10 protein-coding genes are annotated in these 12,453 nt (G+C 63.0%); 9 read left to right on the top strand and 1 reads right to left on the bottom strand.

Features of this window, described 5'->3' with window-relative positions:
* The first annotated feature begins 112 nt into the window (after nucleotides 1-112).
* From urtA to AB7290_RS41855, 9 genes are all read left to right on the top strand, one after another.
* The gene (urtA, locus tag AB7290_RS41895) at nucleotides 113-1,372 is read left to right on the top strand and encodes an urea ABC transporter substrate-binding protein (protein ID WP_135215591.1); all 1,260 of its coding nucleotides are present in this window, start codon (nucleotides 113-115) and stop codon (nucleotides 1,370-1,372) included.
* 130 nt (nucleotides 1,373-1,502) lie between these two features.
* Entirely contained in the window at nucleotides 1,503-2,429 is a 927-nt protein-coding gene (gene urtB / locus AB7290_RS41890) for an urea ABC transporter permease subunit UrtB (protein WP_085404025.1), read from the top strand.
* 18 nt (nucleotides 2,430-2,447) lie between these two features.
* Nucleotides 2,448-3,590 (top strand): urea ABC transporter permease subunit UrtC, encoded by a 1,143-nt coding sequence (urtC, locus tag AB7290_RS41885; protein WP_085404024.1) that lies wholly within the window; start codon nucleotides 2,448-2,450, stop codon nucleotides 3,588-3,590.
* Nucleotides 3,591-3,654: 64 nt separating this feature from the next.
* On the top strand, nucleotides 3,655-4,410 hold the full coding sequence (gene urtD / locus AB7290_RS41880; protein ID WP_085404023.1) for an urea ABC transporter ATP-binding protein UrtD: 756 nt from the start codon (nucleotides 3,655-3,657) through the stop codon (nucleotides 4,408-4,410).
* A gap of 70 nt (nucleotides 4,411-4,480) precedes the next feature.
* Complete coding sequence (urtE, locus tag AB7290_RS41875; RefSeq protein WP_085404022.1) at nucleotides 4,481-5,170, top strand: urea ABC transporter ATP-binding subunit UrtE; 690 nt, start codon at nucleotides 4,481-4,483, stop codon at nucleotides 5,168-5,170.
* Between the two features lie 28 nt (nucleotides 5,171-5,198).
* Nucleotides 5,199-6,428, top strand: coding sequence for a formamidase (gene fmdA, locus AB7290_RS41870; RefSeq protein ID WP_085404021.1), 1,230 nt, complete (start codon nucleotides 5,199-5,201; stop codon nucleotides 6,426-6,428).
* Nucleotides 6,429-6,522: 94 nt separating this feature from the next.
* Entirely contained in the window at nucleotides 6,523-6,900 is a 378-nt protein-coding gene (locus AB7290_RS41865; RefSeq protein ID WP_085404020.1) for an FmdB family zinc ribbon protein, read from the top strand.
* 45 nt (nucleotides 6,901-6,945) lie between these two features.
* Nucleotides 6,946-7,986, top strand: a complete 1,041-nt coding sequence (locus AB7290_RS41860) for an aliphatic amidase (protein ID WP_028155256.1) — start codon at nucleotides 6,946-6,948, stop codon at nucleotides 7,984-7,986.
* A gap of 393 nt (nucleotides 7,987-8,379) precedes the next feature.
* The gene (locus tag AB7290_RS41855) at nucleotides 8,380-11,376 is read left to right on the top strand and encodes an autotransporter outer membrane beta-barrel domain-containing protein (RefSeq protein ID WP_085404019.1); all 2,997 of its coding nucleotides are present in this window, start codon (nucleotides 8,380-8,382) and stop codon (nucleotides 11,374-11,376) included.
* A gap of 159 nt (nucleotides 11,377-11,535) precedes the next feature.
* Here AB7290_RS41855 and AB7290_RS41850 read toward each other — a convergent pair whose 3' ends face one another.
* Nucleotides 11,536-12,366 (bottom strand): MlaD family protein, encoded by an 831-nt coding sequence (locus AB7290_RS41850; RefSeq protein ID WP_085404018.1) that lies wholly within the window; start codon nucleotides 12,364-12,366, stop codon nucleotides 11,536-11,538.
* Nucleotides 12,367-12,453: the final 87 nt, after the last annotated feature.

The following is a 12,453-nucleotide window of genomic DNA, read 5'->3' as shown; positions in this document are numbered from 1 at the left end:
ACGTCGGTATTTTGCGGTGCAGTATACGCGATCTTGCGTATGCTTGCGCTGCACAAATTCGAGCCATCCTAACGGCACCAATCGCGTGTCCTCGAACAAAAGTGGGGTGCTCATGTCAGACGAAGCAAACAAGGGCCTGTTGTCGCCGCTCCGGCGCAAACTATTGATGGGAATGGCCGTCGTGCCGGCCATCACGATGCTGCCGCGGGCGTCTTTCGCGCAGGCTCCGGCGACCTCGGCGGTCAACACCACGGGCCTCGCGGTCACCGACACCGAGGTGACGGTCGGCATCCTGCACTCGGCGACCGGCACCATGGCCATCTCCGAGACCGGCTCGATCGAGGCCGAAAAGCTCGCCATCGAGCAGATCAACGCCATGGGCGGCGTGCTCGGGCGCAAGATCAAGTTCATCCAGGAAGACGGCGCCAGCGATTGGCCGACCTTTGCGGAGAAGGCCAAGAAGCTGCTCGTCAACGACAAGGTCGCGGCGATCATGGGCTGCTGGACCTCGGCATCCCGCAAGGCGGTGCTGCCGGTCATGGAGCAGTACAACGGCATGCTCTATTACCCGACCTTCTATGAGGGCCTCGAGCAGTCCAAGAACGTGATCTACACCGGCCAGGAAGCGACCCAGCAGATTCTCGCCGGCCTGAACTGGATCGCCAAGGAAAAGGGCGCCAAGTCGTTCTTCTTCATCGGCTCCGACTACATCTGGCCGCGCACCTCGAACAAGATCGCGCGCAAGCACGTCGAGAACGTGCTGAAGGGCAAGGTCGTCGGCGAGGAGTATTATCCGCTCGGCAACACCCAGTTCAACTCGGTGATCAACAAGATCAAGCTGACCAAGCCCGACGTGATCTTCACCGACGTCGTCGGCGGCTCGAACGTCGCGTTCTACAAGCAGCTCAAGGCCGCCGGCATCGACCTCTCCAAGCAGGCGCTGCTGACGATCTCGGTGACCGAGGACGAGATCGACGGCATCGGCGGCGAGAACATCGCGGGCGCCTATGCCTGCATGAAGTACTTCCAGTCGCTCGACAATCCGAACAACAAGACCTTCGTGCCGGCGTTCAAGAAGATGTGGGGCGAGAAGACCGTGATCGGAGACGTCACCCAGGCTGCCTATCTCGGCCCGTGGCTGTGGAAGTTGACGGTGGAGAAGGCGGGCTCCTTCGACGTCGACAAGATCGCGGCGGCCTCGCCCGGCGTCGAGTTCAAGGGTGCGCCGGAAGGCTATGTGCGCATCCACGAAAACCATCACCTCTGGTCGAAGACCCGGGTGGGGCGCGCCAAGCTCGATGGTCAGTTCGAGCTGATCTACGAGACCGCCGATCTCGTCGAGCCGGATCCGTTCCCCAAGGGTTACCAGTAAGTCGCGACGTCGCTCGCGCCTTTCCTCAACACCAAGCCTCTCCCTGGCGTGGACAGCAAATCCACGCCCAAGACCCCCGCGTCGCGAACCTGCTCGCGACGCGGGACCTTATCCCTGACGGAGGACATCGATGTTCGGCGACTATTCGCTTGGTGATCTTGGCTCCATCTTCGTCATGCAGGGGTTTGCAGGACTGATCCTGTTCTCAGTCTACGTCCTGATGGCGCTTGGGCTTGCGATCATCTTCGGCCAGATGGGCGTCATCAACATGGCTCATGGCGAGTTCATGATCCTCGGGGCCTACGTCACTTGGATGACCTCGAATTTCTTCCAGGCCTATCTGCCGAGCCTGTTCAGCGGCTACTTCTTCCTGGCGATGATCCTGGCCTTCGTCGCATCCGGCGCGCTGGGAATGCTGGTGGAGTGGGTGCTGATACGGCATCTCTACAAGCGCCCGCTCGATACGTTGCTTGCGACCTGGGGCCTCAGCCTGATGCTGCAGCAGGCCTATCGTTCCGTGTTCGGCGCGCGCGAGGTCGGCGTCGAGCTGCCGCAATGGATGCTCGGCTCGCTGCACGTCACCGACAGCATCGAGGTGCCGATCAACGGCGTCTTCGTGATGTGCCTCACTTTGCTGATCACCATCGGCGTCGCCTATGTCATGTACAAGTCGCGCTGGGGCCGCCAGGTCCGCGCCGTCGTGCAGAACCGCATCATGGCCGGAGCCGTCGGCATCAACACCGAAAAGGTCGATCGCTACACCTTCGGTCTCGGTTGCGGCATCGCCGGTGTCGCCGGCAGCGCCTTTACGATGATTGGCTCCACCGGGCCAACCTCCGGACAGCTCTACATCGTCGATACGTTCCTGGTGGTCGTGTTCGGCGGCGCCGCCAGTTTGATCGGCACCATCGCCTCGGCCTTCTCGATCTCGCAGACGCAATCGACCCTCGAGTTCTTCATGTCGGGCTCGATGGCGAAAGTGCTGACGCTGCTCGCGGTTGTCGGAATCCTGATGCTGCGGCCGCAAGGGCTGTTCGCCCTCAAGGTCCGCAAGTGAGAAACTGGGGCTGATGCAATGACCGACAATCGTTTCTGCAATCGATCGGAGTTCATCGGAATTCTGGTGCTCGCGGTCTTCCTGGTGGTGGTCCTGCCGCTCACACTTGATGTCTTCAGGCTCAATCTGGTCGCGAAATACCTGACCTATGCCTTCGTCGCGCTGGGGCTGGTGATCTGCTGGGGCTACGGCGGCATTCTCAGCCTCGGTCAGGGCGTGTTCTTCGGGCTCGGCGGCTACTGCATGGCGATGTTCCTCAAGCTCGAGGCATCGAGCGTGGAGAACACCAAGATCCAGTCGACGCCCGGCATTCCCGATTTCATGGACTGGAATCAGATCACTGCGCTGCCGCTGTTCTGGAAGCCATTCAGCAGCCTCACCTTCACGATCGCCGCCATCATTCTCGTGCCTGGCATCTTCGCCCTCATCATCGGCACCGCGATGTTCAAGCGCCGGGTCGGCGGCACCTACTTCGCCATCATTACCCAGGCGGTCGCGGCCATCCTCACGATCCTGATCGTGGGACAGCAGGGCTATACCGGCGGCATCAACGGCATGACCGACCTGCGGACGCTCAAAGGTTGGGACATCCGGCCCGACCATGCCAAGATCGTGCTGTACTTCTTCGAAGTGGGATTGCTGTTCGCCTGCATCATGATCGCGCAGTTCGTCCGGCACTCCAAGCTGGGACGCATCCTGGTCGCGATGCGCGAGAAGGAGGACCGCGTCCGCTTCTCCGGCTACAGCGTCGCGAATTTCAAGATCTTCGCCTTCTGCATTGCCGCCGTGTTCGCCGCGATCGGCGGCGCCATGTTCGCGCTCAATGTCGGCTTCATGTCACCGTCCTTCGTCGGCATCGTGCCGTCGATCGAAATGGTGATCTACACGGCGGTCGGCGGCCGGCTCTCGATCCTCGGCGCGGTCTACGGCACGCTGCTGGTCAACTTCGCCAAGACCAGCCTGTCGGAAACCTTTCCCGAATTGTGGCTGTTTGGCCTCGGCGGATTGTTCATCGCCGTGGTCCTGGCCTTCCCGAACGGTCTCGCCGGGATCTGGGGCGACTACGTGCAGCCGCGCATCGATCGCCTGATCTCGTCGCGCAAACCGAAACCCGAAGGTTGGACCGACAGCTCCGTCGCTGACGGCGCCCCGGCGGAGTGAGGAGATCGTCATGCTCGTAGGTCGCCACGATGCCGATGCCACGCTGGCAGTGAGGAGATAGATCATGCTCGTCGGTCACCAGCCCAAGGAATTCCTGCTCGCCGTCGAAGCGCTGACCGTGTCGTTCGACGGGTTCAAGGCGGTCAACGACCTCTCGTTCTACGTCGACGAGAACGAGATCCGCGTCATCATCGGTCCCAACGGCGCCGGCAAGACCACCGTGCTCGACCTGATCTGCGGCAAGACCAAAGCAACCTCAGGCTCGATCCAGTTCCGCGGCAAGGAGCTGACCCGGATGAAGGAGAACGAGATCGTCAAGACGGGCGTCGGCCGCAAATTCCAGAACCCCTCGATCTACGACGATCTCACGGTGTTCGAGAATCTGGAGATCTCCTATCCGCGCGGCCGCTCGGTATTCGGCGCACTGACCTTCACCCGCGACGCCGCCGTGCGCGACCGGGTGCACGAAGTCGCCGAAATGATCTTCCTGAAGGATCGGCTCAACGTGAACGCCGATCTGCTCAGCCACGGCCAGAAGCAGTGGCTCGAGATCGGCATGCTGCTGATCCAGGATCCGGATCTGCTGATGCTGGACGAGCCCGTTGCCGGCATGAGTGTGTCCGAGCGCACCAAGACCGCCGAGCTGCTCAACCGCATCATCAAGAACCGTTCAGTGCTGGTGATCGAGCACGACATGAAATTCGTCGAGGACATCGCGCACAAGGTCACCGTGCTTCACCAGGGGCAGATCCTCTCCGAGGGCACCATGGAAAAGGTGAAGAACGACCCCAAGGTCGTCGAAGTCTATCTGGGCCATTAGCACATGATCCCGGAAAGTGGCGTCCGGTTTCCGGACAAGATCATGTGCAAGAAGTAAGGAGCGCGCGACGATGCTGGCAATTTCCGATCTTCACGTCGCCTACGGCCAGAGCGAGGTGCTGCACGGGCTCAACGTCAAGGTCGCGCCCAACGAGATCGTTGCGATCATGGGCCGCAACGGCATGGGCAAGACCACGCTGATGAAGTCGCTGATGGGCATCCTGCCGGCGAAGAGCGGTTCGGTGACAATGGACGGCGCCGAGCTCGGCAGTCTGCCGAGCTACGAGCGCGTCGCCAAGGGCCTCGCCTATGTGCCGCAGGGCCGCATGATCTTCTCGACCATGACCGTGAAGGAGAACATCGAGACCGGCCTCGTCGTCTCCGGCGGGACCGAGGTGCCGGCCGACATCTACGAATTGTTCCCGGTGCTGCTGGAAATGAAGGGCCGCCGCGGCGGCAATCTCTCCGGCGGACAGCAGCAACAGCTCGCGATTGCGCGTGCGCTCGCGACCAAGCCGAAAGTGTTGCTGCTGGACGAACCGACCGAAGGCATCCAGCCGTCGATCATCAAGGAGATGGCGCGCACCTTGAAGCGCATCCGCGACGAAAAGGGGCTCTCGATCGTGGTGTCGGAGCAGGTCCTGAGCTTCGCGCTCGATATCGCCGACCGCGTGCTGGTGATCGAGAACGGCGAGATCGTGCGCGACGATCCGCGCGACGCCGTCGATGCCGCGCAGGTCTCGAAATATCTATCCGTCTAACCAACCGCAGTAAAAGGGGAGCATCTCGATGCCAGAGACACTGATCAAGGTCGATCTCACCAAATCGGCTTACGATAATGACATGGTGCACAACCGCTGGCACCCCGACATCCCGATCGTGGCCTGGGTCAATCCCGGCGACGATTTCATCATCGAGACCTATGACTGGACCGGCGGCTTCATCAAGAACAACGATTCCGCCGACGATGTGCGCGACATCGATCTGTCGATCGTGCACTTCCTGTCCGGCCCGATCGGCGTCAAGGGCGCCGAGCCCGGCGACCTCCTCGTCGTCGACCTACTCGATGTCGGCCCGATGAAGGAGAGCCTGTGGGGCTTCAACGGCTTCTTCTCCAAGCAGAACGGCGGCGGCTTCCTGACCGACCATTTCCCGCTGGCGCAGAAGTCGATCTGGGACATCAAGGGTCTCTACACCTCGTCGCGTCACGTGCCCGGCGTCAACTTCGCCGGCCTGATCCATCCTGGCCTGATTGGCTGCCTGCCCGATCCGAAGATGCTGGAGACCTGGAACAAGCGTGAGGCCGAGCTGATCGCGACCAACCCGACCCGCGTGCCCGGCCTCGCCAATCCGCCATTCGCGCCGACCGCCCATGGCGGCCGCGCCAAGGGTGACATCAAGGCCAAGATCGGCGCCGAGGGTGCGCGCACCGTGCCGCCGCGCGAGCACGGCGGCAATTGCGACATCAAGGATCTCTCGCGCGGCTCGAAGATCTACTTCCCGGTCTATGTGCCCGGTGCGGGTCTCTCGATGGGCGATCTGCATTTCAGCCAGGGCGACGGCGAGATCACCTTCTGCGGCGCCATCGAGATGGCCGGCTGGCTGCATCTGAAGGTCGAGGTGATCAAGGACGGCATGGCGAAGTACGGCATCAAGAACCCGATCTTCAAACCGTCGCCGATCACGCCGAACTACAAGGACTATCTGATCTTCGAGGGCATCTCGGTCGACGAGCAGGGCAAGCAGCACTATCTCGACGTCCACATCGCCTATCGCCAGGCCTGCCTCAACGCGATCGAGTATCTGAAGAAGTTCGGCTACTCCGGCGCCCAGGCTTATTCGATCCTCGGCACCGCGCCGTGCCAAGGCCACATCTCCGGCGTGGTCGACGTTCCCAATGCCTGCGCCACGCTATGGCTGCCGACCGAAATCTTCGACTTCGACGTGATGCCGTCGGCGGCAGGACCGATCAAGCACATCACCGGCGATATCCAGATGCCGATCTCGCCGGACAAATAGTCTCCCTGCGCGACGGGATGCGGGACGGCGCGACTTTGCAGCCCCGCATCCGCCGCGGGAATTCTCTCACAGGCAACAGCGTAGGGATGATGCGATGCCGGTCTATGAATATCTCTGTGACGATTGCGGGCCGTTCAAGGACCTGCGCCCGATGGCGGAATGCGACGATCCGCAAAGCTGTCCGCACTGCGAGACGATGGCGCCGCGGGTGATCCTGACCGCGCCGAATTTCTTCTGCATGCCGGCGGAGAAGCGCAAGGCGCACGCCGTCAACGAGCGCAGCACGCATGCGCCGCAGACGCTCGCGCAATACAAGGCCTCGCACGGTCCCGGCTGCGGCTGCTGCTCGTCGGGCAAGACCGTGAAGGACAAGAGCTCGACGGACAAGACAAAGCCCGCGCGGCTGATGACCAAGACCAGGAGTGGCGCCAAGGGCTTTCCGACCGCGCGGCCCTGGATGATCAGCCACTAACGCCACGCGCCAACATCAAACGAACAAAAGACAGGAGCGGCCCAAATGCTTCACGGTGACATTTCCAGCAGCAACGACACCGTCGGCGTCGCAGTGGTCAACTACAAGATGCCTCGCCTGCACACCAAGGCCGAGGTGCTCGACAACGCCCGCAAGATCGCCGACATGCTGGTGGGCATGAAGGCGGGCCTGCCCGGCATGGATCTCGTGATCTTCCCGGAATACTCGACCCAGGGCATCATGTACGACTCCAAGGAGATGTACGAGACGGCCTCGGCGGTGCCAGGTGAAGAGACCGCGATCTTCGCGGAGGCCTGCCGCAAGGCCAAGGTCTGGGGCGTGTTCTCGCTGACCGGCGAACGCCACGAGGAGCATCCGCACAAGGCGCCCTACAACACCCTGATCCTGATGAACGACAAGGGTGAGATCGTCCAGAAGTACCGCAAGATCATGCCATGGGTGCCGATCGAGGGCTGGTATCCCGGCAATTGCACCTATGTCTCAGACGGCCCGAAAGGGATGAAGGTCAGCCTGATCATCTGCGACGACGGCAACTTTCCGGAGATCTGGCGCGACTGTGCCATGAAGGGCGCCGAATTGATCGTGCGTTGCCAGGGCTACATGTATCCGGCCAAAGAGCAGCAGGTCATGATCTCCAAGGCGATGGCGTGGGCCAACAACGTCTATGTCGCCGTCGCCAACGCCGCCGGCTTCGACGGCGTCTATTCCTACTTCGGTCACTCCGCGATCATCGGCTTCGACGGCCGGACGCTCGGCGAGTGCGGCGAGGAGGACTACGGCATCCAATATGCCCAGCTGTCGAAACATCTGATCCGCGATGCGCGCCGCAACGGCCAGTCGCAGAACCATCTCTACAAGCTGGTCCACCGCGGCTACACCGGCATGATCAATTCCGGCGAAAGCCCGCGCGGCGTCGCGGCCTGCCCCTATGATTTCTACAAGAACTGGATCGCCGACCCGGAAGGGACGCGGGACATGGTCGAGGCGATGACCCGCTCGACGCCGGGGACGGAGGAATGTCCGATCGACGGCATCCCGAATGGGTCGGCCCCGAGCAATTACTGAGCTATTGCGGACGGCGCGCTTGCCATTCATGCGAATGCACCGAGGAATGGGGGCACGGGGCGCGGCCCTGGATGATCAGCCAAGATGTGAACAGCCGTACATGGAACGGACATTCTGACGCATGGGCGCATGCGCGGGGTAGGAATTGAGCCCGGCAAAACCGTGGCTCGGTTGCAACATGAGTTGTTGAATCTGCCCAAGTTGCGGTCCCGTTGGCTGATTCTCGAGGAACCGTAGTTCTACCGGCCAGCCTCATGGCCTAAGTTCCTCGCGGCGCCGCTGGGGAGCGCCGCGGGTGAGGGGAAGAGCGTGGGGGCTTGGTTGCCATCGAGCGGGCGGGGTTGCTCGCGTCGTGCCACCGCTGTTCGCGCGGCATTCTGGATCGGCCTCGCCTTGAGCGCGGCGGCGGCGGCGAGCCCCGCAGCAGCGCAGCAAATCTTCAACGGGTCGCAGACCACGCCGAACGGCGCCGTCAACGGCGGAGGCGGCGTCTGGGACACCACCACCACGAATTGGACGGACGTCTTCGGTTCGACCAGCACTGCTTACGATCCCTCGTCAGTCGGCACGGTGTTCGGCTACTCGGGAGTCTCGACGCCGGCAAGCGGTGGCACGGTGACGGTTACGCCAGGCGGCGTGCAGCTCACCAGCCTCGTGGGCTTCGACCTCACCGGCGACGGTTCTGTCTACACCATTCAGGGCGGCGATCTCAGGCTAGCCTCCGGGGGGACGACGTTCTTCACCAACGATGTCACCGGCACGACAGACCCATCGGCCGTCATCGCCTCGCGCATCACCGGCAGTGGTGGCATCTCCGTGCAGGGACCCGGCATCCTGGCGCTGCTCGGCGCCAACACCTATACCGGCGACACTTTCATCTGTTCGTGCGCAGCGCTGCAACTCGGTGACGCCACCCACACCGCGAGCATCATTGGCGCCGTCAACAACGAGGGCCTCTTCAATATCGTCAATGCCGATACGTCGGGAATTACATCGCTCCTGAACGCTATCTCCGGAACGACGATGTTCCTCAACGCGACCTCCGCCAGCTCTATGGTGATCACCAATAACGGCCAGCTGTACTTCGGTGATCCGCTCGGGGGCGGCACCGACACCGCCACGGCCGGCCGGGCGACCATCATCAATGACGGCGGCTTGACCGGCTTCTTTGGCCGGACCAATGCGGGCACGGCCAACATCACCAACCAGAATGGCGGCGGCACCGCGTTCCTCGATCAATCCTCGGCGGGCTCCGCGACCATCGTGAACAAGGATTTCAGCGGGACCGTGTTTGGTACGCTGTCCGGGTCCGATACTGCGACCGCCGGCAATGCAACCATTATCAACGAGGCCGATGGCCTGACCAATTTCGGTGCGTTCACGACGGCCGGCAACGCCACGATCGTCACCAAGGACGGTGGCAAGACCGAGTTCTTCGATAATTCCACCGGCGGCAATGCGCGCTTCATCACCACCGGCACAGGCGTCGTCGATTTCGGGATCAGCCTCGGCCCGAACGGCGACGGCCGCATCACGGCCGGTTCGATCGAAGGCAATGGCACCTACTATATCGGTGGCGGCAACACGCTCGTCGTCGGCAGCAATAACCGCTCCGCGCTGGTCGATGGCGTCATCGGCGACTACGATCCCTGCGGGTGTGGTTTCATCGGCTCCGGCTCGCTGGAAAAGGTCGGCAGCGGAACGCTGATCCTCTCCGGCACAAACACTTACACCGGTACGACGACGGTGAATGGCGGCATCCTGCGGGTTGATGGCGACATCTCGCAATCGAGCCTGACCACCGTGAATGCCGGCGGTGCGTTGTTCGGCGCCGGGATTGTCGGCAACACCGTTATCGCCACCGGTGGCATCTATGCGCCCGGCGACGGCGGCCCGGGCTCAAGCATGCAGGTCCAGGGCGGTCTCACCTTGCAGCCCGGCTCGGTCTATGTTGTGCAGGCCGGTAGTGGATTCAGCACGAGCCATGCGCTCGTCAGCGGCAACGTCACGCTGGACGGGACCGTGGGTGTCGCGCTGTATCCCGGCAGCAAGATAATGCAGCACTACTCGATCATGCAGTTTTTCGGCAGCGCCACCGGTAATTTCGCCGGCGTTGCCGCGCCGGGTGGCCTAGTCGGCACGACGACGGTCGGGTCAAACGAAGTGTTCCTCGATTTCACGCTGAACTATGGCGCGAAATACGCGCTCAACATCAACCAGCAGAACGTCGCCACGACGCTTCAGAATTTCTTCAACGCCAATGGCTTCCTTCAAGCCGAATTCGCGGGCCTCGGCCCCAACGGCCTGACCCAGGCCTCCGGCGAACCGGCAACGGGGTCGCAGCAGACGACCTTCAATGCGATGAACCTGTTCCTCGGCCTCTTGACCGATGTCTTCGGCTCGGGACGTAGCGGCACATCAGGTCCGACGCCCTATGCCGACGAGCCGGGCGCGAATGCCTATGCCGCGACCGGCAAGGGCGCGCGTGACAAGAACGCGCGCGACGCCTTCGCCTCGATCTACCGCAAGGCACCGGCCGCAACCTTCGAGCAGCGCTGGGATGTGTGGGCGGCCGGCTATGGTGGCTCGCAGACCACCGACGGCAATGTCGCGCTCGGTTCGAACAACACCACCAGCAGCGTCTATGGCACTGCCGTCGGCCTCGACTATCGCTTCTCGCCGTCGACGATCGCGGGCTTTGCGCTTGCCGGCGGTGGGACCGGCTTCAACGTCAACGGGCTCGGCTGGGGCCGCTCCGACCTGTTCCAGGCCGGCGCCTTCGTTCGTCACACGGCCGGACCTGCCTATATCACGGCCGCACTGGCCTATGGCTGGCAGGACGTCACGACCAACCGCATCGTCACGGCCGCCGGCGTCGATCAGCTGCGGGCGCAGTTCAACGCAAATGCGCTCTCGGGCCGTGTCGAGGGCGGTTACCGCTACGCTACGCAGTGGATCGGCCTCACGCCCTATGCGGCGGCCCAGGCCACCATGTTCAGCCTTCCGAACTATTCGGAGTTCGCGGTGGTCGGCAACAGCACCTTCGCGCTCAACTATGCCGCCAAGGACGTGACCAGCACCCGTACCGAGCTCGGCCTGCGCGCCGACAAATCATTCGCCGCGGCCGGTGGCCTGATGACCCTGCGCGGCCGCGTCGCCTGGGCGCATGATTACAATCCGGACCGCACCGTCGGCGCGGTGTTCCAGACCCTGCCGGGCTCGGCCTTCGTCGTGAACGGTGCAGCGCTGGCGCGCGATTCCGCGCTGACCACGGCGGCGGTGCAGATGAACTGGATGAACGGCTGGTCTGCGTCGGCGACCTTCGAGGGCGAGTTCTCGAACGTCACCCGCTCCTACGCCGGCAAGGGCGTTGTGCGCTACGCGTGGTAGGGCGTTGCTGGGGCGATCGCGCGAAGCGCGAGCGGGGTGGGGTGATCTCTCCACTCGGGCACTGCATGCTGGGAAGCACTTTCGCCTCACCTCGGATCGCATTTCGCTTTGCTGCATGCGATCCGATCCTCCCCCTCCAGGGGAGGATAAGAAAGAGCGTCACTGCTTCTTCTGCGGAGGCTTGCGCGGCGGGCGCGGGGCGGCGGCGGGCGAGGGCGTGCCAGCCATCTTGTTGGCGGCGTCACTGACGTCGAGCAGCGAGCGCCGGATGTCCTCGACGTAGGCAGCCGACTTCTTCTTCATGGCATCGGCGAGCTCGTGCAGTCCCCTGATCTTCTCGAACAGCTCGTCGGCCTTGCCGTCGACGAAGCCGGGGACCACGCCTTCGATCTTGGTGACCGCCTTGTCGAAGCCTGCGAAGGCGCTGTCGACCTTGGCCATGACGGAGTCGATTTCGCCGCCCTTGCTTCTGAGATCGGCGGTGTAGTTCTCGAACGTGCGCAGGCCGTCCTTGATCGCAGGGGCATTGCTGACGATCGTGCGATCGACGCTGTGCAGAGTGTCGACGATGGATTCGGCGTCGCTGAGATCGGCGATCAGCATGGGGACGCCGTCCGTATCCAGCGGCACCGGCGGCGCGGAGGGCGCGCCGCCGATCAACGAGATCGCGGCGACGCCGGTGAGACCCTGGAACTCGATGCCCGCAACCGTGTCCTTGCGGATCGGCGCGGTGTTGTCGAGCATCACCAGCGCCACGATCTTGCGCGGATTATCCAGCTTGATCGACAGGATCTGGCCCGCGGGAACACCGTCGAAATTGACCGGCCCGCCGCGGCGCAGGCCGCTGGCGGAGCCGCCCTCGAACACCACGCGCAACTGGCTCCGGCTCTGGGCGGTGCGCCATTTCTGCACGCCGAGCACGCCGCCGAACGCCACGGCGATGACCGCCAGCGTCGCCGTTCCGATTACGAGGTTGCTCGCGCGTGCCATGCAGGGCGATTTTACGGCCAAAGCGGGGTGGTTGGAAGGACGATGCTGCGGCCGCAATACTAGAGCGGGCGGGTTAACGACTTGTCC

The organism is Bradyrhizobium sp. 613_E4_N2_2, assembly GCF_052075995.1.
GTDB lineage: Bacteria > Pseudomonadota > Alphaproteobacteria > Rhizobiales > Xanthobacteraceae > Bradyrhizobium > Bradyrhizobium barranii.
The sequence above is the reverse complement of the archived record's forward strand: the minus strand, read 5'-3'. Positions and strand labels throughout refer to the sequence as shown.